16 protein-coding genes are annotated in these 23,227 nt (G+C 44.8%); 6 read left to right on the top strand and 10 right to left on the bottom strand.

The window, feature by feature from the left end; translation table 11 throughout:
* The first annotated feature begins 116 nt into the window (after positions 1 to 116).
* The 3 genes from JOJ89_RS04790 to JOJ89_RS04780 all read left to right on the top strand — a co-directional run bounded on the left by JOJ89_RS04790 (position 117) and on the right by JOJ89_RS04780 (position 1,938).
* Positions 117 to 986: an SDR family oxidoreductase gene (locus tag JOJ89_RS04790; RefSeq protein ID WP_029282714.1), complete on the top strand. Its 870-nt coding sequence runs from the start codon at positions 117 to 119 to the stop codon at positions 984 to 986.
* A gap of 436 nt (positions 987 to 1,422) precedes the next feature.
* The gene (locus JOJ89_RS04785) at positions 1,423 to 1,611 is read left to right on the top strand and encodes a hypothetical protein (RefSeq protein ID WP_342824565.1); all 189 of its coding nucleotides are present in this window, start codon (positions 1,423 to 1,425) and stop codon (positions 1,609 to 1,611) included.
* Between the two features lie 189 nt (positions 1,612 to 1,800).
* On the top strand, positions 1,801 to 1,938 hold the full coding sequence (locus tag JOJ89_RS04780; RefSeq protein ID WP_081414020.1) for a YjcZ family sporulation protein: 138 nt from the start codon (positions 1,801 to 1,803) through the stop codon (positions 1,936 to 1,938).
* Between the two features lie 98 nt (positions 1,939 to 2,036).
* Here JOJ89_RS04780 and JOJ89_RS04775 read toward each other — a convergent pair whose 3' ends face one another.
* The 3 genes from JOJ89_RS04775 to JOJ89_RS04765 form a co-directional block, all read right to left on the bottom strand.
* A complete protein-coding gene (locus JOJ89_RS04775; protein ID WP_203289723.1) occupies positions 2,037 to 2,972 on the bottom strand; it encodes a manganese-dependent inorganic pyrophosphatase in 936 nt (311 codons plus the stop codon).
* A 309-nt stretch (positions 2,973 to 3,281) separates the two neighbouring features.
* Entirely contained in the window at positions 3,282 to 7,511 is a 4,230-nt protein-coding gene (locus JOJ89_RS04770; protein ID WP_203289722.1) for a tetratricopeptide repeat protein, read from the bottom strand.
* A 125-nt stretch (positions 7,512 to 7,636) separates the two neighbouring features.
* Positions 7,637 to 8,572: a nucleoside hydrolase gene (locus JOJ89_RS04765; protein WP_203289721.1), complete on the bottom strand. Its 936-nt coding sequence runs from the start codon at positions 8,570 to 8,572 to the stop codon at positions 7,637 to 7,639.
* Between the two features lie 133 nt (positions 8,573 to 8,705).
* Between JOJ89_RS04765 and JOJ89_RS04760 the strand changes: the two genes are divergently transcribed.
* On the top strand, positions 8,706 to 11,090 hold the full coding sequence (locus JOJ89_RS04760; protein WP_203289720.1) for a penicillin acylase family protein: 2,385 nt from the start codon (positions 8,706 to 8,708) through the stop codon (positions 11,088 to 11,090).
* A gap of 43 nt (positions 11,091 to 11,133) precedes the next feature.
* On the opposite strand, the gene JOJ89_RS04755 is transcribed toward JOJ89_RS04760, so the two are convergent.
* The 5 genes from JOJ89_RS04755 to JOJ89_RS04735 form a co-directional block, all read right to left on the bottom strand.
* Positions 11,134 to 12,180, bottom strand: coding sequence for a LacI family DNA-binding transcriptional regulator (locus tag JOJ89_RS04755; RefSeq protein WP_203290258.1), 1,047 nt, complete (start codon positions 12,178 to 12,180; stop codon positions 11,134 to 11,136).
* A gap of 115 nt (positions 12,181 to 12,295) precedes the next feature.
* On the bottom strand, positions 12,296 to 13,831 hold the full coding sequence (locus tag JOJ89_RS04750; RefSeq protein WP_203289719.1) for an alpha-amylase family glycosyl hydrolase: 1,536 nt from the start codon (positions 13,829 to 13,831) through the stop codon (positions 12,296 to 12,298).
* 104 nt (positions 13,832 to 13,935) lie between these two features.
* Positions 13,936 to 14,772: a sugar ABC transporter permease gene (locus JOJ89_RS04745; protein WP_029283838.1), complete on the bottom strand. Its 837-nt coding sequence runs from the start codon at positions 14,770 to 14,772 to the stop codon at positions 13,936 to 13,938.
* Positions 14,772 to 16,073 (bottom strand): carbohydrate ABC transporter permease, encoded by a 1,302-nt coding sequence (locus JOJ89_RS04740; RefSeq protein ID WP_029283836.1) that lies wholly within the window; start codon positions 16,071 to 16,073, stop codon positions 14,772 to 14,774. The genes JOJ89_RS04745 and JOJ89_RS04740 overlap by 1 nt, the downstream gene beginning before the upstream one ends.
* Positions 16,074 to 16,283: 210 nt before the next feature.
* A complete protein-coding gene (locus tag JOJ89_RS04735; RefSeq protein WP_203289718.1) occupies positions 16,284 to 17,588 on the bottom strand; it encodes a sugar ABC transporter substrate-binding protein in 1,305 nt (434 codons plus the stop codon).
* A 391-nt stretch (positions 17,589 to 17,979) separates the two neighbouring features.
* Here JOJ89_RS04735 and JOJ89_RS04730 point away from each other — a divergent pair, with 391 nt between their 5' ends.
* On the top strand, positions 17,980 to 19,749 hold the full coding sequence (locus JOJ89_RS04730; RefSeq protein ID WP_203289717.1) for an alpha-glycosidase: 1,770 nt from the start codon (positions 17,980 to 17,982) through the stop codon (positions 19,747 to 19,749).
* A gap of 107 nt (positions 19,750 to 19,856) precedes the next feature.
* On the opposite strand, the gene JOJ89_RS04725 is transcribed toward JOJ89_RS04730, so the two are convergent.
* A complete protein-coding gene (locus JOJ89_RS04725; RefSeq protein WP_029283830.1) occupies positions 19,857 to 20,177 on the bottom strand; it encodes a 2Fe-2S iron-sulfur cluster-binding protein in 321 nt (106 codons plus the stop codon).
* A 599-nt stretch (positions 20,178 to 20,776) separates the two neighbouring features.
* Positions 20,777 to 21,640 (bottom strand): helix-turn-helix domain-containing protein, encoded by an 864-nt coding sequence (locus JOJ89_RS04720; RefSeq protein ID WP_203289716.1) that lies wholly within the window; start codon positions 21,638 to 21,640, stop codon positions 20,777 to 20,779.
* Positions 21,641 to 21,771: 131 nt separating this feature from the next.
* On the opposite strand from JOJ89_RS04720, the gene JOJ89_RS04715 reads away from it, so the two are divergent.
* A complete protein-coding gene (locus JOJ89_RS04715) occupies positions 21,772 to 23,124 on the top strand; it encodes an MATE family efflux transporter (protein ID WP_203290257.1) in 1,353 nt (450 codons plus the stop codon).
* Positions 23,125 to 23,227 lie beyond the last annotated feature (103 nt).

The raw sequence follows: 23,227 nt of genomic DNA, 5'->3' as shown, positions 1-23,227 counted from the left end.
TTTGCGCAAAAACAAGTGTTTTATCGAGGACTGACAGGGAATATAAACAGCATATCCAACATACTTATCGGATTTTTCACCATACTAAACTTGATAAAAACCTGGAGGGATTGTAAATGAGTCAAAACAGCCAAACAAAAAAAACGATGCCTGCGCAGCATCAGGATGTGCAGCCCGGGCATGAAGATCAGATGAATCCTAAACCCGAGTTTGACAGCCATCAATACAAAGGCAGCGGAAAGCTTTCGGATAAAACAGCGATCATCACAGGCGGTGATTCAGGCATCGGGCGGTCAGTTGCCGTCCACTTTGCAAGAGAAGGCGCAGATGTTGTCATCTCCTATTTGGATGAACATGATGATGCAAATGAAACAAAGCGCCTTGTGGAGCAGGAAGGCAGACAGTGCCTGCTTATTCCCGGAGATATCGGAGACGAGGCTTTCTGCGGACAGGTCGTAAATGAAACCGTCAGCAAGTTCGGCAAAATTGACATTCTTGTCAACAATGCGGCCGAGCAGCATCCGCAGGCTGGTATTGAGGAAATTTCGAAAGAGCAGCTTGAACGCACTTTCAAGACAAATATTTTCTCTTTTTTCTATATGACAAAAGCAGCTCTTCCCCACCTGAAACAAGGAAGCAGCATCATCAACACGTCATCCATCACAGCTTATGCAGGAAACGAACAGCTGATTGATTATTCGGCCACTAAGGGCGCTATTACAACGTTTACACGATCCCTTTCCATGTCTCTTGTGAAAAAAGGCATCCGGGTAAACGGAGTAGCTCCTGGTCCAATCTGGACACCGCTTATCCCTTCAACGTTTGATGCAGAAAAAGTTTCAGAGTTCGGCGCGGATACGCCAATGGGACGCCCCGGACAGCCTGATGAACTTGCACCAAGCTATGTATTCCTTGCAAGCAGCGACTCAAGCTACATCACCGGACAGATGATTCATGTGAATGGCGGGAAGATTATAAACGGTTAATAAGAAAAGCGGAGCCGACCGTTTAGACCTGACAGGCAGAAAAGAAATCCCCCGAAAAGTCCGGTTTTGACTTTTTGGGGGATTTTGTTCTGACGGAGGAGTTGGCTGATGGAGCTGGACACCACGAAAAGCGGAATCGCTCGTTTAGCTCCGGGAGTCAGATAAGGAAGTGGCGGAAAAGGCGCTCTTTGCCTTTACCGACAGTTCCGTTCTGACAGAGGAGCTGAGCGATGGAGCTGGACAATGAAGAAAAGCTAAGCCGACCGTTTAGACCTGTAAGTTACAAAATCTAATAAGTTTAACGCCTGCACTAAAAAGCCCGTGTCCAAAACGGGCTTTTTTCGTGCGTTAAAAATATATATTCTTAAGAAAATGTGCATGTGACCTATACTATTAAGAAAACGCTTACATATACTGTATTAGGAAGGAGGGGATAATGATGGATCGATTAATTTTCTTATTCCTTGCAGCCATTCTTGCAGGCTTTGCTCTAGTTGAACTTCCGCTAGCCGGAACATTCCTTGCAAGCCTAGCACCTTTTACGACAGTCGTTGGCGTTTTAGCAATCTTAGTTTTTTCTTTCGTTTTAATTTTCCACGGCGTCAAAAGCTTATTTAATAAGTAGCTGAATTCAAGGCCGGAGATCTTTTTCTCCGGTCTTTTTTGTGCTGTTTCTCCAATCTCTCTCCGCTTTCTCTCCGTCAGAGAGATCAGCGTGCAGCAGATAAATAGGCTAACATAATTCTCCCTTCCGCATACCCTAAATTTGAGCAAGAGAAAAGCTCACGATTTCATGATTGGAGGAGACACAACCATGAGTAAAGATGGATGCGGCGGCGGATACAATAATGGATTCGCGCTAATTATCGTATTGTTTATTTTGCTGATTATCATTGGTGCTTCTTTTGTCGGCGGCGCTGGTTATGGTCCTGGACCTGGCTACCACTGCTAAGACTGAATGGCTTGCTCAGCAAGCCGTTTTTTCTTTTGGTCAGAGATACTGGAACAAAAAAAGGATGTCCTTTTAGTAAGGAGCATCCTTCTTTCTTCTTATAGTGCGTTCGTCAAAACTTCTGTTAAAACAGGTACAATTTGCTTTTTGCGGGAAACAACGCCTTTAAGCACCGCCATGTTATCAATAAGCTTTACATCGTATGCCTGTTCAACCGCACGTGTTTCACGGCCAAGGGCAATCGCAACGGAATCATTGATTAAGATATCTGTTACGACAAATACGAACAAGTCCAATTCTTTTTCAGCGATAACCGCTGAAACCATCGCTTCGATTTCTTCTTTATGAACAAGAATGTCGTTAGGGTCTACCGCATTTACCTGTGCAATCTCAACTTTGTAATCGCCCATTGAGAATTCTTTTGCATCAAGAGAAATGAGTTCTGATACTGTTTTGCCGCTGAGGTCAGCTCCTGCTTTCAGCATATCAAGACCGTATACTTCCGGATCAACGCCGGCAATAGCAGCAAGTTCTTTCGCAGCTGCTACATCCTGCTCTGTGCAGGTCGGTGATTTAAACAATAATGAATCAGAGATGATGGCAGAAAGCATAAGGCCCGCAATTTCTTTAGGAATGCTAACGCCGTTCTCTTTGTAAATCTTGTTCAGGATGGTAGCTGTGCATCCTACAGGCTCCGCGCGGTAATAAAGCGGATCGCTTGTTTCAAAGTTAGCGATGCGGTGATGGTCAATGACCTCAAGAACGTGCAGCTGGTCAATGTCACTGATGCTTTGCTGGCGCTCGTTATGGTCGACTAAAATGACCTGGCTTGTCTCATTTGCAGCTGTTTCGATCAGTCTTGGGACTTCAACCCCAAATGTATTCAGAGCAAATTCTGTTTCGCCGTTGATTTCACCAAGGCGGACAGGCTCTGCGTTCATGCCAAGCTTTGTTTTAAGATCAGCATACGCAATTGCAGAACAAATCGTATCTGTATCCGGGTTTTTATGACCAAAGATCAATACTTTTTCCATCTGAAAAACTCCTTTATTCTATCTGTTTTTGCTGAATCAGCATACATTCTCTTATTTTAACAGAAAAATGTCTTTAATGGATTGTTGTTTTTATGATCATTGTAAATTCTAAATCGTACCCGTTCCCTTGCGCTCCAGTCACTTGCTTTCCGCGGGGAGCCCCGGGAGCCTCCTCACTTCGTTTGCGGGGTCTCCCGTGCCCTCTTCATCCCGCAGGAGTCAAGCGCCTTCCGCTTCAGTCCACTGGAGTTTTAAACATTCTCTAGTTTATTATGACCGCTTTCCGCCCTCTTTTTCAAGTGGAGGGATTTATCTGCCGGCTGCTTTGTTCACCGGGAAATATCCTGCTTCTTTCAGCGGCTCGAGGTCTTCATCCTCTTCGGCCATTTCAGTGAAGATGAGGTCTTCATCGAGGTCGTACAGAGCTTCGAGCTGCTCTGCTGCTTCTTTGAACCGTTTCATCGAGGCAAGGTAGCATGCTCTGTTATAAAGGCAGAGAAGATCCTCAGGCTCGAGTGCTATTGCCGATTCAACGGCTTCAAGAGCTTCCTTCAGCTTGAATTGATGTCTGTAGATGAGGCCGAGCTGATTGTAGTTGTCGTGGTCGTCAGGACTGATCATCATTGCCTGCCTGATGTGAGCTTCTGCCTGCCTGTACTTTTCCGCTTCCGTATAAAGTCTTGCCAGATGGAAATGTCCCTTTTCCACTTCCGGATCAATCTCCAAAGCCCGTTTAAACGCACCTTCTGATTCTTCAAAGTCTCCGAATTCAAGCAGGGCCATGCCAAGGAGGCTGTAATAGTCTGCATCTTCATCGTCCTCAATCAGTGCTTCAAGGAGACCGCATGCTTCTGACAGGAAGCGGATTGCTTTCTTTTCGCCTGCAGCAGCCGCTTCTTGAACAAGAAGGCCTGCAAGCTTATAGGCAGCGGCAGGTTCAAATGAATGGCGCAGTGACTGCTGCAGCAATTTAATGGCATCTTCATTAAGACCAAGCTGAAGGTTTAGATCAGCAAACCATATGACGGCAGTTATATTTTCCCTGTCAAGCTTTACTGCCTCTTCGTACAGATGAAGAAGGACTCCAAGTTTTAAACTTGCTTTTGAGATGCCTGTAATCCGCTTCAGCCAGCCTTTTTGCTCCTCCGCTTGTTCGAATGCATCCTGCATGTCTTTTAAGTGTCTTTCATAAGAAACGGCTGCCTGCATGTAAATGATGCTTTTTTCTTCTTTTGAAGCCTTCAGTTTTTTCAATTCTCCTTCAAGCTTTTGTATCGTTCTTGTTTCCATCATCAGATCAATCAGTGTGTCATACAGCGTCCTGGTATCAGGGTGGTCAAGGATCAGCTTGAAAAGCAGAGCCTTTGCCTCTTTTGTTTTCCCGCGCCTGATCAGAAATGCTGCATAATGATGCTGAACCTGCAATTGGTCCGGATCAAGTTCAAGAGCCTGCATGAGGTGCTGTTCCTCTTTCTCAGCATTACCGAGTTTTGCATAGACATGTGAAAGAGAATGGTGAAGGAATGCCTCCTCCACTGTTCCTTCAAGCTTCAATAGGTCCTGTTTAAAGGACTCTGCTTCTGCTTTTGTTTCCATTAGATTCAGCAGAACATCTGCCGATAGGCAATAAGGGTCTGCATGAAAAGCAGACAGAAGATATTCTTTTTCTGAAGTCTTATCTTCTCTGCGATTTGCAACAGATGCAAGATCGAGCATCGCCTGTGAATGCTCTGGGTCAAGCTCAAGAACTTTTTTATAATACCGCTCCGCCTCCGCGTACTCCTCAAGCTTAAAGGCAACCTCGCCAAGACGGTAAAACGGAAGAACGTCTTCATCGCAAAGGGCAGCTGCCTGCCTGTATAATTTTCTTGCTTTATCAAGCGAGCCCTGCATTTCGTGGAGATAACCTGAGTGGCTTAAAATAACCGGTTCCCTTATCTCTCCTTTTAAGCGCTCAAAAAAGGCAAGGCCTCTCCGGTAATGCGGTGTTTCAGCAATCATACCTGTATAGATCTCGATCGCCTCTCCGACATTCTCATCTGCACAGGAGATTCCTTTTTCCATATAGGACAAAGCAAGTTCTTCATATGCCTCGTTTTCATCCATATCTCCGCTTGCAGCAAACATCAGTTTTCCGGCGTTAAATAGAAACTCGCTGTCTTGCTGAAAGGAATCATAATGTGACTGAATTTCTTTAAAGAAACGGGCCGTGTCGCCTTCTTCTTTGGAAATGGCAGCCAGAGAGATCCGTGCAAATGCGTCCTTTTCATCAAGTGCGGCCGCCGTCTCATATAGAACCCTTGCCTGTTGATACTCCTCTCTGCGCTCCCGGATTCCGCCTGCTGCATGAAGAAGCTCTGTCTTGTCTTCTGCTGATTCTATTCCCTGTTCAAGAACGAGGAGAGCCTTCTCCTCATCCTCAAAAACGGAATCATAGAGTTCCGCAAGCTCAGTAAATGCTTCTGCTTCAGCAGGATCAAGGGCAGCTGCGGTCTGGAATCCGCGGAGTGCAGCCCGGTATTTTCTAAGAGCAGCGTCGCAGCGTGCCCTTTGGAGCCAGACATACCCGTCATCTTTGTTATCCCTCAGGCATTCATGCAGCAGGCTTCTTGCTTCCTCCGGCCGGTCTGCTTCAAGCAGAAGGATCCCGTGATTGACGATTGTGAAAAGATCCAGGCTGTTAATATCCATTGCGATTTCAGAAAACCTGAGAGCTTCTGCCAACTGGTTTCTGCTGTATGCTGCCATCGACAGGTAGGTCCATAAAACGTGGTCTTCAGGCTCTTTTTTCAAGGCTTCTTTAAAAGCCGAATAGGCTTCATCGTACTTGCCCGAACCGTAGCTGATTCTGCCTTTTGTAAACCAATAGACCCCCGGATATTGGCGGGACTTTGTGCTGTTCAAATAGCTTTCTGCCTGTTCATTGTTTTTTGCGCTGTAATAGGCCATAGCAGCTGTAAGACTGTGGTATTCCGCCTGTTCTTTATGCTTTGAAATGACTTCTGCAGCAGCGCTTAAGATCTCTTCATCCACAGCACCCGGCAAGTATTTCATGATGTAGGCGGAAACGGCCATATGTCCGAGATTCGATTTCAGGAAATCATGATCTTCTCTGCTGAGTTCTTTATGAAAGGTTTCGGTTAAAGTGAAAAGTTTTTCAGACATCTCATGGACGTGGTCAGGGAGAAGGCCGGACAGGTCCCAGTGTTCCACTGGAGAAATGGCAAGCGATAACGCCCCGTTGTTTCCGTATTCGCGCTGGAGATCTTCATACATCAGCTCGTGCGTATATCTGTTGTTTGGATCCTGCACATGAAAAACCTGAAGTCTGTCATCATACCCGACAATCAATTGCACATGTGAGGCCGTAGGGTAATCAATATTAACCATAATGGCAATATCACGGTCCAGCAGCTCTTTAAATACCTCTTCGTTTCCCAGAAAATATGTGCACCGGAATTCTTTTTCTATAAAATAAGCAATCATCTTAGACAGCTTTGATCCGTTTACGGCAAAAATGGATTCGGCAATTTCATCCTGTTTGACGGTTTTCCCGTACATGCTGAAGACCATCTCTGCACAGGCAGGAACGCAATAGTTGTACTTTTGCACGACCGGTTTATAACCAATATGTTTCTTTTTGAAGCTGCCTTCTGTTTTAAAATGCTTAAAATAGGACTTCTCTTTAAAATGGCCGTGTTTGTTCAAGTAGGATTCGAGAACGCCAAAATCTTCTTCTCCGTAATAAGATTCGGCCGTGTAGTATTCGGTCATTTTTTTGTAATCGTGGTAAGGGGAAAGCTCATTCAGCCGCTGAATCGTCTCCCGCATCTCTTCCCACTTCTTTTGCTTTGAACACAGTCTGATTTTTTCGATAAGAAGTTTTGGATAATCGGGGTACATGGCCATCGCTTCATCGAGCTCACGCTGTGCACGTTCAGCCTCCCCTTGAAGAGCCCAATGCTGAACGAGAAGCAAACGGGCAATCACACCGTCTTTTTTATCCTTTTTCCCCGCCTCGAGATGGGTAACAGCCTTGTCCCAATCGCCGCTTTGAAGATAGTAATAGCCCCATCTTGTATGCATGCTGTCCTTCGCCAGCGCTTCACATTTTTTCATATACTCATAGGCTGCCCCAAGCCTTCTCATCTGCATGAGAACTGTCGCCATGGAGAAAGAGTGTTTTTCTGCCAGTTCCTCTGTCAGCTCCTGTTTCTCAACCTGGACAAGAAGCTCCTCTGCCTCAATCAGCTTGTGTTCATCCGCAAGCTGTTCACTGTACCAGATGGCCGTCTGCTGTGAAGGAGCCGTCCGGTACATATCCCGAATCATAATGGAGCTCAGCTGATCCATCAGGCTTTCCTCTGCAGCAATCAGCAATTCCTTCCTTTCCTTTTCATTTCTGCCGCAGCGGATAAAAGATTTGAAAGCTGTAAGACTATTTTCCGCTGCCATTTCCTGATACGCCTCTGAAAAATGGGAAACAGCCGCCTTGTATTCTTGCTTTTCAAGCATTTCTTCTATGTACGATAGATTCATGTTTACCCCTCGCCCGTTAGTTTGTAAAACGCTTTATAAGGTAACTATACTCTGTTCAGGGGCTTTTGCAATCCATTTTTTCATGTAAAAAAACCCGCATGAAATCGGGTTCAGGCAGACGGTATTCAGCTGATTTCGGATGACATAACTTTGATGAAATCAGTCAGAAAATCCTGATAGTTAAAATTCAGTGCAATGGTATGTTTCGCTCCCGGCGGGGTGAGGTGATTGCGGAAATCGGTAAAGCTCATTCCCCTCGCGTCACCTAGCACACAGACAGATACTGTCTTTTTAACCGAATAGATTTTTTCCTGATTCATCATATAGTAGAGGGCAAAGGCGTCATGTATCGACGGGCCATTCTGGTGCGGCCTGAGCTTAGCATAAGCAGCAGCGTAATAATTCGTTACAGCCGGAATCAGGTCTTTAAAAGGGTTTTTCGATATAGATTCAATATGAGCAGCAGCCTCTCTTGTTACGATGGCCCGGTCCGTCACATTAAGGGGTGCTATATGGACACTTTTTGCATATTGAAGAACAACATTTGCGGCAACTGGATCACCGTGGTAGTTCGCTTCGGCAAGCGCCGTAACATTACCGGGCACAAAAAAGGCGCCGCCCATGCTGAAAATATCTTTAACCTGCTGCAGTCTTTCAAGGTTTAGATTGAAGGCATGTGCAAGCGATGTGGGCCTGCCGATATCCGCAATCGTTAGATCGGGGTGCTTTTCAATCAGTTCAAAAACATGTGAAAATCTTTTCAGATTCACCCGGACTCCTTTTGGAGGCCTGATCGGTCCAAGTCCTTCCGCTCCGTGTATTTCTGGATAGTAGACAGACAATTCACCGCTTAACGGGAAGGTTGCCCCTTCAATGACCGGGATATCTTGCCGCCCTGCAAGTTCCAGCAGATAGGCGGTATTCTCTGTTGCCTGCTGCTTGGATACATTGCCGTAGCTTGTAACAACTCCAAGCACGTCTATGTCAGGGTGCAGCAAAGCATAAATAATGGCAAGCGAATCATCGATGCCGGGATCGGCAAACAGCAGAAGTTTTCTCATGCATCAGTCACCTTTTTCCATTAGATAGTTCACTATATGAAGGAAAAGTCGTTTAGAGAATTCCTATTTTATCCAAAGGGTTTTTGATGAACCGGGTGGTATATAGTTCTTAAATCATATTGGGAGTGAGACAATGGAAGCACAGGTTCCCCGCAGAGGGATAGCAGGTAAAAAGAAAGGAATTTGGATTGGAACGATAGGACTGCTGTTTTTGATTACTGGAGTCCTGATTTTTGTAAACCTTTACATAAGCAGAAGTCTTCCTGTTTTATCCGGTGAGGCAGCCGTTTCAGGTCTTTCGGCAGAGGTGAACGTCACAAGGGATAAGCATGGTGTTCCCCATATCCTCGCCGGATCAGATAAAGATCTCTACACAGCTCAGGGCTATGTTCAGGCACAGGACAGACTTTTTCAAATGGATTTAAGCAGAAGGCAGGCATCCGGAACACTCAGCGAAGTCGTTGGGGAAGCAGCCATCGAAAGAGACAAGTTTTTCAGGACACTCGGACTCAGAAGAGCAGCTGAGGCGTCCTATCCAATTTACGATGAGACATCAAAAAAGGCCATGCAATGGTTTGCAGACGGTGTGAATGCCTTCATCAAAGAGGCTGAGGCTGAGGGAAAACTGCCGTTTGAATTCAGGATTCTCGGCTACAAACCAGCTGAATGGACACCCGCTGATTCCCTGACAATCGGGAAATATATGGCCTTTGACCTCGGTGGCCACTGGTCGGGACAGGCCTTTCGCTACTGGGCTATGGAAAATCTGCCGGAAGAAAAGGCATTGGATCTTTTCCCAACGTATCCGAAGAATGCACCGGAAATCATCTCTTCCTACAAAGATTCGGATTTAGATATTGAATCTGGATTTGCTTCTGCCGTTATCCCGCCGGAATTTAACGGAAGCAATAACTGGGTCATAAGCGGTGATAAAAGTGAAAGCGGAAAACCGATGCTTGCAGACGATCCCCACCTTTCGCTCGGCACTCCGTCCATCTGGTATCAGATGCATCTGCAAAATGACAGCATGAATGTAAGCGGCGTTATTTTTGCAGGAGTTCCGGGAATCATTCTCGGTCATAATGAAGACATCGCATGGGGTGTGACAAATACAGGCCCTGATGTGCAGGACTTATATATCGAAAAACGCAATCCTGAAAACCCCAACCAATTTTTATACAACGGAAACTATGAGGATGCTGCTGTCATAAAGGAGCCGATTGCTGTTAAAGACGGAAAAACGGTTGATTTTGAAGTAATAGAAACGAGACACGGTCCGATTATTTCAGATTTCGCCCATGATTTAAAGAAAGACACAGCACTTGCAATGAAATGGACGGCTCTTATGCCGTCAACCGAATTTCAGGCCGTTCTTTCGATGAATAAAGCGAAAAACTGGGATGAATTTGAGCGGGCGCTTGCCGACTTTCACGTGCCGACCCAAAACTTTGTGTTTGCCGGCAAAGACGGAACGATTGCCTACAAAGCAAACGGGAAAATTCCGATCCGCAAAAAAGGCGACGGGATGCTTCCTGTTCCGGGATGGACAGATGAATACGAGTGGGAAGGATTTATTCCATATGATGAGCTCCCGCGGACTGTTAACCCCAAGGAAGGATTTGCTGCCACCGCAAACAATAAAGTGATCGGCGATGACTACCCTTATCACATCAGCCATCACTGGGCCCAGCCTTACAGGTATATGAGAATAAAAGAAGTTCTGGAGTCCAAAGAAAAGCTTTCCCTCCAGGACATGAAGGACCTTCAGATGGATAAGAAAAATTTGTATGCCGAGGAATTTTTGAAGCCCCTTCTTGAACAGCTTGGAACGGCCGGTTTAAATGAAACAGAACAAGCAGCAGCTGACCTTCTGGGCGACTGGAATATGACTGATGACAAAGAGCTTGCTGCCCCCCTTTTGTTTCATTTATGGATGAAGCAAATTCCAGCCGTGCTGTTTGAAGAGTCCATTCCGGAGAAAATGGATGATTTATTTGAAGGGAAGCAAGGGATAACGGATGAACTTTTAAGACGGGCGCTGAATGGAGATGAATCTCAGTGGTTTACGGATCAGGGAGGATTCCAGCAGGTTCTTCTCACTTCATTTCAAAATACAGTCAGTTTTATTCAAGAAGAATACGGTAATGATCCCGGCAGCTGGAGGTGGGGAGAGTATCATCAGCTTTATTTCGCTCATCCGCTTTCTTCCGCTTCGCCCGTCCTGAAATGGCTGTTTAACAGGGAATATCCTGAGCCTGTGGGAGGCAGCCAGATTACAGTTCAGGCTGCAAACTATAACGAGGAAGGGACAGTGAATCACGGAGCCTCATGGCGGTTTGTCATCGATGCAGCTGATCTTGGCAAAGGCCACCATATTGTCGGACCGGGCCAGTCAGGTCATGTGAAAAGTGAATGGTATAAGGATCAGCTTGATGATTGGGTAAACGGAACCTATCACGTGACAGATATTAAAAAGGCTGAGGGGACAAAGACGCTTGTGCTTGTGCCGGGAGACTGAATACAGAAGATGAAACAAAAACGGCCCTGAAGGCCGTTTTTGTTTAGATTGTCGTTGTTTTTTTGGCAGAAACGTATTCTCTGCACGATTGACGCTTCATCAGCTTATGCGGGATGATAATCCGCTTGATCGGGTCCATCGGATCTTCCACCAGCTGAATAACATGTTTAGAAGCTTCATAGCCTAATTGAAAAATATTGATATCAACGGTTGTAAGCGGCGGTCTTGACACTTCAGAAAGCATAACATTGTTGAATGAGACGACAGATACATCATTCGGAACGTTAATGCCCATATCATCAAGAGTATTCAGCACGCCGAGCGCCATCAGATCGTCAGCAACGACAAGAGCTGTTGGAGGCTCATCCAGGTTAAACAGTTCCTGAACGGCTGCCTGTCCGCCCTCTTTTAAAAACTGTGCGTGAATGATGTAATCATCACGGTAAACAAGGCCCGCGTTGCGTATCGCTTTTTCATATCCCAATAGGCGCTCGACTGTTACGACAAGCTTGAGATTTCCCCCGATGAACGCCACACGCTGATGGCCAAGCTGAATGAGATGCTCCGTTACTTCTTTCGCTGCACGGTAGTTATCATTGTCTACATGTGTAATGTGCTCGACATCTTTAAACGGCTTTCCGACAATGACAAACGGGAATTTTTTTCTGAGAAGATATTTAGTCAGCTTATCATCTACTTGAGAATACAGGAGAATGATGCCGTCTACCCGTTTCCCTTCAACCATTTGCACGACGCCCTCCATAATTTCAGCGTCCGTTTCACCCGTCGACATATGCAGAGCATAATGTTTTTGATGGGCTCCTTTGCTTATACCGCGGATAACTTCAGGAAAGAATGGATTTAAGAACGCTTTGTCAGCAGATCCCGGAATCACGATGCCGATTGCCTGGGTTGACTGATTGGCAAGACTTCTGGCAATGAAATTGGGATGATACCCAAGCTCACTCATTGCTTCTCTAACTCTCTCTTTTGTTTTTTCACTTATACGCGGGTTATTAGCAATCACTCTCGAAACTGTTGATGGAGCTACATTTGCTAACTTTGCGACATCTTTTATTGTTGCCACAATCCCATCCCTCTCTTACTGGCATGATCGGAGCTTTCAGGCTCCGGAAAATAATCACCTGCGAATGCTATTGTAACCGCATTCACTCATAATCTGCAAAAAGGGAAAAGCATTTCCCTTATGTTCGCTTCCTTCTGTTCCGGTACAAAAATCCTGCAAATAATACAGGAACGGCAATAAAGACACTGATCAGAGGAATATTAGGACCTGTTTTTTCAACAGTCTCATAGATTTCCGCAGTCTCTCTGTCGAGAATAAATTCGTACTCTCCATTTTTCTCTTCAGTCCTGTCCCCGGTTAAAAGCCCGTTCAGTTCTTTATTTTCAGCGAGAGCATCAGCCGGAACAACAGCCGTTCTTGATTCTTCGGTATTGTTTACGGCAACCACCGTTGTTTCACCTTCGTATGTCCGCTTGAAAATGGTCATGCCCTTTTCATCAAACAGCACTTCCATCTCTCCTCTTCTTAGAGAAGGAAATTCATTTCGGATCTTTCCAAGCTTTGAAACATATTTAATCAATTCATCATTTGCACGGAAATTCATCATTCTGCGATTATCCGGATCATTGCCCCCGTCCATCGCAATTTCAGTTCCGTAATACACAATTGGCATACCCGGTGCTGCATACATATAGGTCAGCGCCATTTTAATGCGGGTAACCGGATTCTGTTTATTGACGAGTGCTTTTCTAGTAAATCGTTCGTTATCATGATTATCAATAAAATTGCCTAAAACAAATGGATCCTTGTACAGAATCTGATTTCTTTTAAACACATTGGCAAGCATTCCGGCAGTGCCCCCTGTATTGGAGAACACTTTGGAAGCATCCTCAAAAAAAGGATAGTCTACAACCGAATCAAGTCCTGCTTCTGTATATTCCGCAACATACTGCGGATCTTTATCCCAAACCTCTCCCATTAAAAAGAAGTCGCTCTTTACTGATTTCACTTCTTTGGAAAACTCTTCCCAGAATGCTTTCGGGACGTGGCGCACTGTATCAAGGCGGTACCCGTCAATATCAGTTTCTGTAATCCACCATTTTGCAGCATCAATCAGAAACGCTTTCGTTTCGGGATTTTCCGTATTCAGATCAGGCAGACCGAAAAGCCAGCCATTTTCTACTTCCTCTTGGTTTTGCCAGTTGGCAATGTCCTTTTTTTCGTGAAACCAGTCTTTTTTGTCCGGATCATTCACCCACGGGTGTTTGTAGCCGGTATGATTGACAACAAAGTCAAGCATCACTTTCATGTCGCGCTTATGCGCTTCTTTGACTAGAGTCTTAAAATCTTCAAGTGTCCCAAAGTTTTCATCAACGTTCTTGAAATCGCGTATCCAGTAGCCATGATATCCGCCTTCTTCGTTATCAAACACAGGAGTCAGCCAGATGGACGTAAAGCCCATTTCCTGAATGTAATCAAGCTTGTCGGTGATTCCTTTCAGGTCCCCTCCGTGATAGGCTTTCGGATTTTTCGGATCTGCTTCAAAATCATTGGACGAGTCGCCGTTATGGAAGCGGTCCACCATGATAAAATACATGCTTTCGTCCTGCCAAGAACGATTTTCCTCCTTCTTCTCTGCTCCGGCATGCACAGCCGGAAAACCTGAAAGAAGGAAAAAAGGGATGACTAGTCCTTTTATAAACCGTTTAAACATCCCTCTGCCCCCCTTACTGTGTAATAGCTGCCCGGAACCGGACAGCTTTACACATAAGACTATTAAACTGTTAAGGCGATTTCAATATGAAATCGTTCTCTTGCTTATCCTTTATTCGCTCCTGCTGTCAGTCCTTCAACAATGTACTTCTGGAAGATCAGGAACAAAATCGTAATTGGAACGGCTACAAGAACAGCTCCTGCTGCAAATGTTGTGAACTGCGTGCTCGTTCTTCCTGTAACAAATTCAAACAATCCGACAGCAAGTGTTTTGTTTTCATTTGAACGAAGAATCAATCGGGCAAAGATGAAGTCCATCCATGGACCGATAAAGTTATTTACAGCGATAAAAACAAGGATCGGTTTAGAAAGCGGCATCATGATTTTAAAGAAAATCGTTGTATGGCTCGCTCCGTCAATCTTTGCTGCTTCTTCAAGACTTCTTGGCAGACCGTCAAAATATCCTTTAACAAGCCAAGCGCCGAACGGAATGGATCCGCCTGCGTATACAAGAATCAGACCCCAGTGATTGTCCAATAGGCCAATTTGAAGCAGAAGAATGTAAATGGCGATCATCCCCATGAAGCTTGGGAACATCTGCAGAACGAGCATGGCCATAAGACCCTGCTTGCGTCCCGGAAAACGGAAACGGGAAAATGCGTATGCTGCCGTTACAACAAGGAATGTTGAGATGAGCATGTTGAAAAAGGCAATTTTAAATGTGTTTTTATACCATGTCAGATACTTTGTCTCTTCAAACAGATAGCGGTAATGATCCAGTGTAAGCGCCTCTGGAATAAGCTTTGTTTTGAAAAGAGAATCCCCTGGATTCAGTGACCCGATAATAATGAAATACACAGGATACAGCACTGCAATAGCTGTTAGAATTAAAATGGCATATATAACGCCTACGACGAGTTTATCAGTTAGTTTTTTGTTCATCATGACATCATATCCTCTTCCTTGAAGGCTTTTGTTTTTCTGAAGTTCCAGATAGAAAGAGTTGCTACTACGATAAAGATAAGGATGGATACAACCGAAGCTGTAGCAAACTGGCTCTGCTCAAGCGTCATTTTGTAAATCCAGCTGATCAGGATATCTGTAGAGCCGGCATAGCTGTATTCAACGTTTACAGGGTTACCTTGCGTTAATAGATAGATAATGTTGAAGTTATTGAAGTTCCCTGCAAAGCTCATGATGAGAAGAGGAGCCGTTGAGAACATAACGATCGGCATTGTGATTTTCCAGAACTTGCTCCAAGGAGTTGCTCCGTCAACATCTGCTGCCTCAAACATTTCTTTATCAATCGTGGTCATAACACCGCTCATCAGAACCATCCAGAACGGGAATCCAAACCACATGTTAACTGTGACAAGCGTCACTTTTGCCCACATCGGATCAGAAAGCCATGGAATTGCTTCAAGACCAAGCGCTCTTAAGTACTGGTTCAGCGGACCGAATTCTCCGTTGAAGATGTTTCTCATAATCAAAATGCTGACAAACTGCGGGATAGCCCATGGCAGAATGTAGATGGAGCGCCATAAGCGCTTAAGTTTAATTCCTTTATGGTTGATGAATACAGCAAAGATTAAGCCTAGGAAGAACGTTGTCGCTGTTGAAAGAATCGCCCACAGAACCGTCCATCCGAATACTCCGTAGAACGTCGTGCTCCATGTTTTCAGCTGGAAAAGATTCAGGAATGTATCAAATCCTACCCAGTCTACAAGCGCCTTCGGCGGCAAGTGGTTTGGACCTGAGTAGTTTGTAAAAGCAATCATTACTCCGAACAGAAGCGGAAGAATGGTAAGGAACATTGTAAATAGAATAGAAGGTGTTAACAGGATGTAAGGGAATCCGTTCTCCCATACGTTGGCAAGCGTTTGCTTAGTTGTGTTCGGCTTGATGCCGCGTTCGCGTGCTTGACCGACTTTATAGGCATCGCGCACGTTCAGGTAGTAAACCCACAAGAACAAAATGAATGAAATTAAGAAGATAATTCCTTCGATCATCAGGAAGATTGAGTGATCGCCCTGAACTACTTGGAATCCATTTCTTGATTGAGGTGTGTCTCCTAGAGTTGTCAGACCCCACATTGCATATCTGAAAGGCAGTGACCAAAAAACGAGAAGATAAACTTCCAAAAGGATAAAAAGAATACCCTTTAAATATTGACGGTGGTAAATCTGTCCAAGCCCCATTAATAAAAACGATAGTAATGCACCTATTCTTGCTGGTCCGCGCATTATGCCAGGCCTCCTCACGTTGTATGAAAATCATGTATATTGAGAAAACTTTTTTAAAAAATCCCCATTGTCCCTTTGCTGTCCCCATTTACGGGCAGTTGACCCCCACCTCTTTCTCATGCATGTTCAGGGCATAGAGGTAGAGGCTGCTGCCTGCCAATAAAGGATAAAAGTTGAGCCAATACCATAGGTATCGGCTCAGACTGACTATTACTTCGTTTGTGAAGAGATAGCATCCTCAATTTGCTGACGTGCAGCGTCAAGTGCCTTTTTAGGTTCAGTTCCATCGTTCCACATTGTTGTATAAGCCGTTTCCATCGGGCCCCAAACTGATTGCATTTCAGGGATGTTCGGCATTGGAAGTGCTGATTCAGCCTGCTCTAGGAAAGCTGAAGCGATTTCGTCGTTTTGGATAGCGTCGCTTTCAATCAATTCTGTTTGAGGAGGAAGCTGTCCTGTCATTTCAAAGCGTTTTTCAAGCATTTCTTTGCTAGTTGCAAATTGTGCAAGAAGAGTTGCTGCTTTTGGATATTTAGAATAAGAGTTTACATAGTAAGCTTTGATTCCAGAGAAACTTTTTGGTGTTTCGCCGTTGTCTAATTTAGGAAGCGGAGCAATACCGAAGTTGATGCCTGCTTCTTCATGGTTTTTAATATCCCATGGACCAGAGATGCGGTACATTAAGTTGTTTTCGTTAAAGAAAGAACTGATTAAGTCGCCAGTAATGTCTTCTTTTTTAAGCGGAAGAAGTTCTTTGTTCATTTTTTGCATGAATTCACCAGACTTAACAGCGCCTTCGTTGTTTACTCCAAGATCAGCTGCATCTGTGTTGTCGCTGCCGAAAATGTAGCCGCCGTAGCCAGCGAAGAATGCATGTGCAAAGTAGAAGTTTGCAGGCTCCATCATGAAGCCGTATTTGCCGTCTCCAGCAAAGCCTTTAGACTGTTCGAAAATTTCGTCAAATGTTTCTGCAGGCTTGTCTACTAAATCTTTGTTGTAGTAAAGTGCATATGTTTCAATAGCCATCGGGAATCCGTAAAGCTTAGAATCACCGTTTTCATCTGTGTAAGATGTTCCGCTGATTGCAGCTGGAAGGAAGCTTTCTTTATATTCATCAGCTAAAACGTTTTCATAAATAAGACCCGCTTTAACCATGTTTCCTACGTGATCGTGAGGTGCGTGGAATACGTCTCCGCCAAGTCCAGCAGGACCGTCTACTTCAAGTTTGCCGGCAGCGTCAACGTGGTTAACTTCCTGCACTTCAACCGGAATGTCGTATTTTTTCGTGAATTCTTCTGCTACCATAGTTGCCCATGCAGCTTCTGAATCTGCATTATCCCAAAGTACAAGCTTAGCGCCTTCCTCAGGAGTTAAATCTACTGCTTCTTCTGTCTTTTTGTCTCCCTCTTTGTCGCCGCCTTCTGTCTTTGCCGGCTCTGAGCTGCCCGGCTTGCTGCATGCTGCCATGACGAATACAAGCAAAGCAATGAGAGTAAGTGATAAAAACTTTCTCATAATTTCCCCACCTTTTATTTTGTTGTAATCTATTTCATTGTACTTAGTGCCCAGAGGACTTTCAGCACAACTGAAACCAAAGTCTCATAGCTTTGCAGTGAAAACGCTTCCTATTACCCTCTTAAAAAAAGGCTTTCATTTCTATCATTCAGCCGTTTCTGCCAAGGTTTGTGCAAACGTTTTCCCTACTAACTAATTTTTATTTTAAGTTTGCAAGAATTAAAAGTCAACACCTTTTTAAAATAAATGCAAACGTTTTCCCATTGCCTTATAATAGAAAAGAAATCTATTATTTGGCTATAGACGGTGCACAAAAGGATGGGATGATAGTCACGCATCCTACAATACTGTGCCCCGCTGCAAAACGGCCCGCAGAAAGAGAGTGAATGTCTTGTTAAAAGAAGCTGTATATCACCGCCCTAAAAATCAATATGCCTATGCATATGATGAAAAAACACTGCACATCAGACTGCGCACAAAGAAGAATGATGTCGAAACCGTCAGCCTCGTGCATGGCGATCCATATGAATGGAGCAAAGACGGCTGGACGTTTAAGCAAAATGAAATGAAGAAAAGCGGATCGGATGAGCTGTTTGACTACTGGTTTACAGCAGTTGAACCGGAATACAGAAGAATGCGATACGGATTTGAGCTGACTTCAGGAGATGAAAAATGGATTTATACGGAGAAAGGATTTATTAAAGATGTTGTCTCGGACGATACAGCTCCGTACTTCGCCTTCCCTTTCTTAAATAAAGCGGACGTCTTCCATGCACCTGAGTGGGTGAAGGATACAGTCTGGTATCAGATTTTCCCGGAACGCTTTGCCAACGGAGATTCTTCTATTAATCCAGAAGGCACCCTGGAATGGGGAAGCATAGAACCGACAAGCGGCAATTTCTTCGGTGGTGATTTTGAAGGAGTCATCCAGAACATCGGATACCTGAAGGAGCTTGGCATCAGCGGCATTTATTTCACCCCTGTTTTTAAAGCGTATTCAAACCATAAATACGACACGATCGACTACATGGAGCTTGACCCGCAATTCGGTGATAAAGAAACCTTTAAGCGCCTTGTCAGAACGTGTCATGATAACGGCATTAAAGTGATGCTTGATGCTGTTTTCAATCACAGCGGCTACTATTTCCCGCAGTTTCAGGACGTTCTTGAGCATGGTGAGAAATCTTCTTATAAAGACTGGTTTCACATCCGAAAGTTCCCTCTTAAAAATGAGGACGACACTATAAACTATGACGCTTTCGCCTTTGTAGAAAGCATGCCTAAGCTGAACACCGAGCATCCAGACGTACGCAGCTATCTGCTGGAAGTGGGCCGCTACTGGGTGAGGGAGTTCGATATTGACGGCTGGCGCCTCGATGTTGCGAACGAAGTGGACCATGCATTCTGGAGAGAGTTCAGGCAGGCTGTGAGAGCTGAAAAAGAAGATGTCTACATACTGGGTGAAATCTGGCACGACTCTATGCCTTGGCTTCAGGGTGATCAGTTTGATGCCGTCATGAATTACCCCTTCACAACCGGAACGATGAACTTTATCGCTAATAACAAAGTAAAAGCGGAAGAATTTGTTCACATCATGGAAAGCGTCCTCCACTCTTATCCTAAAAACGTGAACGAGGTCGCCTTCAACCTTCTTGGCAGCCACGATACGCCAAGAATTTTAACAACAGCAGGCCAGTCCAAAGAAAAACTGAAACTGCTTTTTGCCTATCAATTGAGCTTCATCGGAACACCGTGCATTTACTACGGAGATGAAATCGGCATGGACGGAGAACAGGACCCTGGCTGCCGCAAATGCATGATCTGGGAAGAGGACAAGCAGGACCGCGAACTGTTCACCTATGTCAAAAAACTGATCAGCCTGCGCAAAAAATACCCTGTATTCGGAAACGGCGGCGACATCACTTTTATTGAAGCAAACGATGAGACAAACCATGTCATTTTCACAAAACAGAACAGCAGCCAAAAAATGATAGCCGTCCTGAACAATTCAGACAAAGAACTCTCAGCCACTCTTCCATTCAGCCTCGAAGACACGAAGCTGACAGACTTGCTCACCGGAAAAGAATTTGCAGCACATGCAGAGAAACTGACCGTGACAGTGCCTCCTTATGAGATGGCGTTTTATTTGGTTCAGGAGTAAGGAATGAAGGTACCCTGGTGTGATATGCTCCCCAATAGGTAGACAGATAAAATAACAAAAATGTAAAAAACACGTCGGGAAATGTTATCCGACGTGTTTTACAATTTTCATTCTTCCGGCCTTGGCCCCGCATCAATGCCTCTGCTTTCAACCGTCATAATCGGCCTGCATGTGACATCGCCGTTCACGCGGATCTGGCAGGAAAGGCGCAGATGATCCTCCACTCCTTTTTCCGCAAACGCGTTTCGTTCTGTATTTGTTAAGTCTTCAAAATCACCTTCGAGAATCTCTACGCGGCAGCTTGTGCATTTCGCTTTCCCGCCGCAGCGGTGGAGAATGTGCACTCCATTATCCTCAAGCGCTAAAACAAGTTTCTTTCCCATTTCCGTTTCAAATGAGCCGTGGCCCGGCACGTTAATTGTCGGCATGTTTATTCCTCCATTGATTTATGTTTTGATGAACCATCAAGCCGTGGGTTTTCCGATTTGATGGCACTTATCCCCGAGTTCGGTACCATCAAACCAGCGTTTCTTCCGTTTGATGGCACTTATCTCCGAGTTCGGAACCATCAAGCCAGTGTTTCTCCCGTTTGATGGCACTTATCTCCGAGTTCGGAACCATCAAGCCAGCGGTTTTCCGATTTGATGGCACTTATCTCTGCGATTGGAACCATCAAGCCAGCGGTTTTCTGGTTTGATGGGACTTATCTCCAAGTTCGGTACCATCAAGCAAGCGTTTCTTCCGTTTGATGGCACTTATCTCCGAGTTCGGAACCATCAAGCCAGCAGTTTCTCCCGTTTGATGGCACTTATCTCCGAGTTCAGAACCATCAAACCAGCGTTTCTCCCGTTTGATGGCACTTATCTCAGAATTCAGAACCATCAAGCCAGAGACTTTCCCGTTTGATGGCACTTATCTCCGAAATCACAACCACCAAGCCGCAGAGTTTCCCGCTTGATGGCACTTATCCCCAAGACCGGAACTTCAGTATCATCCTGACCTATTATCGGTCTTATTCATACATGTTTTATTTTTTCCTTGATACTATCTTTCGATATTCAAGTGGTGAAACTCCTTCCAGCCGCTTAAATATTTTTGTGAAGTAGGCGGGATCCTGTATGCCGGACTCTTTTGCAATGAATGAAATTTTATCATCCGTAGTCGACAGAAGACGCTTCGCCTGTTCCATCCGGTACTGGGTTAAGTACTGTACAGGTGTGACGCCCATTGTTTTCTGCATGCATCTTGTGATGTAGTCGGGATGAAAGTGAAGTTCCTTTGCAACGTCCTCCATCTTCTTTTCTTCTTTGTAATGTTTCCTGATATAACGCAGCGTGTCTTCCACTACTTTTTCAGCCGCACTTGAGATCTTCAGTGATTCTTTTTGGAGATGAAGAATGATTTCCTGAAAATAAATCTGCTGTCTCAGCGGAAAATCAGGCGTCTGATGATCAAGGCGAGTAATGTTTTCAAAGATTTTTTCAACAAAATCACGGTGCAGGCATTCTCCGAAAGCCGGAATTTTAAAATGAAATTGGGACGGAACGACAAAATCGCCGTCACGCGTCTGGATTTCTGCCCAATTTTCATACCCATCCCTGTACAGTGAAAAAGCACCTTCCATTTTGAAATGACACCAAAAGACTCTTGTATCTTCTTTGCAGCTTTTATGTCCATAGTGTTCAAAGCCTGGAGTTAAGATGATGAACTGGCCGTCTTTTATTGTAAATGGCTCGCTGTTTTCCGTTATGTAAAGCTCTCCCGACTGGACATAGATCAGATCAAAGACGGTGAAAATGCGCTTAAAGTGCTTGGATCCCTTTTTGAAAATCGCATCTCCGCCTTTTATAAAAGTTGGAAATGGAGGAATGTCAAAACCGATGTAGGACATGGCGCTCTCTCTCTTCAGGTCGTATTTTTCCAAAAATGATCGAAATCATCTCTTTTTATTATAGAAGATCATCTGTAAACTAGTAATGATTTTACGTAAGTTTTTGGGAAGGAGGATGTTTTTTGCCTCAATTGAAGAAAGATCGAAAATTGACATTATTTGCTCTTACCTGGCCTATTTTTATTGAGCTGTTTCTTCACATGCTGATGGGAAATGCGGACACCCTGATGCTCAGCCAGTATTCAGACAACTCGGTTGCAGCCGTCGGAGTCGCTAATCAGATTCTGAACATATTAATCGTAATGTTCGGTTTTGTTGCAACGGGAACGATCGTCCTGATTACACAGAACGTCGGTGCCGGCAACAGCAGAAGCGCCCTTGAGATTTCGCAAGTATCCATTGCAGCCAATCTGGTTCTCGGCCTGATTATCGGTGCAGCGGTCAGTGCTTTCAGCGAAAACATGCTCATGATGATGAATATCCCGCCTGCCCTGATGGCAGAAGCTGACTATTACCTTAAGATGGTCGGAGGGCTCTGTTTCCTCCAGGCGCTTATCATGACCATTGGAGCTGTGCTTAAGAGCTACGGATTCACAAAGGATACGATGTATATCACAATCGGCATGAATATTCTTAATGTCATTGGGAATTATCTGTTTATTTTCGGTCCATTCGGCATTCCGGTTCTTGGAGTGGAGGGTGTTGCCCTTTCGACTGTTGTATCAAGGCTTGCTGGACTGATTGCTATTTCTTATCTCCTTGTAAAGCGGATTTCATTCCAAACGAAGGCGCTGGATGTTTTCAAACTGCCTGCTGCCCACCTGAAAAATCTGCTGAAGATCGGGGTCCCGTCCGCAGGCGAGCATCTTGCCTACAACGGATCGCAGATTGTCATTACCATTTTCATTACCATGCTTGGAGCCGAAGCGCTGACGACAAAGGTGTATGCGCAAAACCTGATGATGTTCATCTTCCTCTTCAGTCTCGCGATCAGCCAGGGAAATCAGATTCTCATTGGACAGATGACAGGAGCGAAAGAATATGATCAGGCATACTCCAGATGCATGAAGTCGCTGTACTGGGGAATCGGCACATCGGCCGTCATTGCTGTCGTATTCAGCATTTTCACTGACAGCCTGTTCGGGATATTCACAGATAACACTGAGATTCTGCAGACAGGGGCTGTTCTTCTTCTGCTGACCATCATTCTTGAACCCGGCAGAGCATTTAATCTGATTATCATCAGTGCGCTTAGAGCGGCTGGAGATGTAAAGTTCCCAGTTTATATGGGTATTTTGTCCATGTGGGGAATCAGCGTTCCGCTTGCCTATGTACTGGGGATTCAGTTCGAGCTTGGGCTTGCAGGCATTTGGATTGCTTTTATTGCGGATGAGTGGCTGAGAGGCATCCTCATGCTTATAAGATGGAAGTCCAGAGTCTGGATCAATAAAGGATTTGTTTTACATTCAAAAGCAGCAACTTGACATCCGGCGGATTCGCCGGATGTTTTTCGCGTTAGCTTATGTGACGCGAATTGTAATCGCTATCATAAATCACACAGGAAATTAGTCCTTATTTTTTATTATA

The sequence above is a fragment of the Metabacillus sp. cB07 genome (assembly GCF_016839225.1).
GTDB lineage: Bacteria > Bacillota > Bacilli > Bacillales > Bacillaceae > Bacillus_P > Bacillus_P indicus.
The sequence above is the reverse complement of the archived record's forward strand: the minus strand, read 5'-3'. Positions and strand labels throughout refer to the sequence as shown.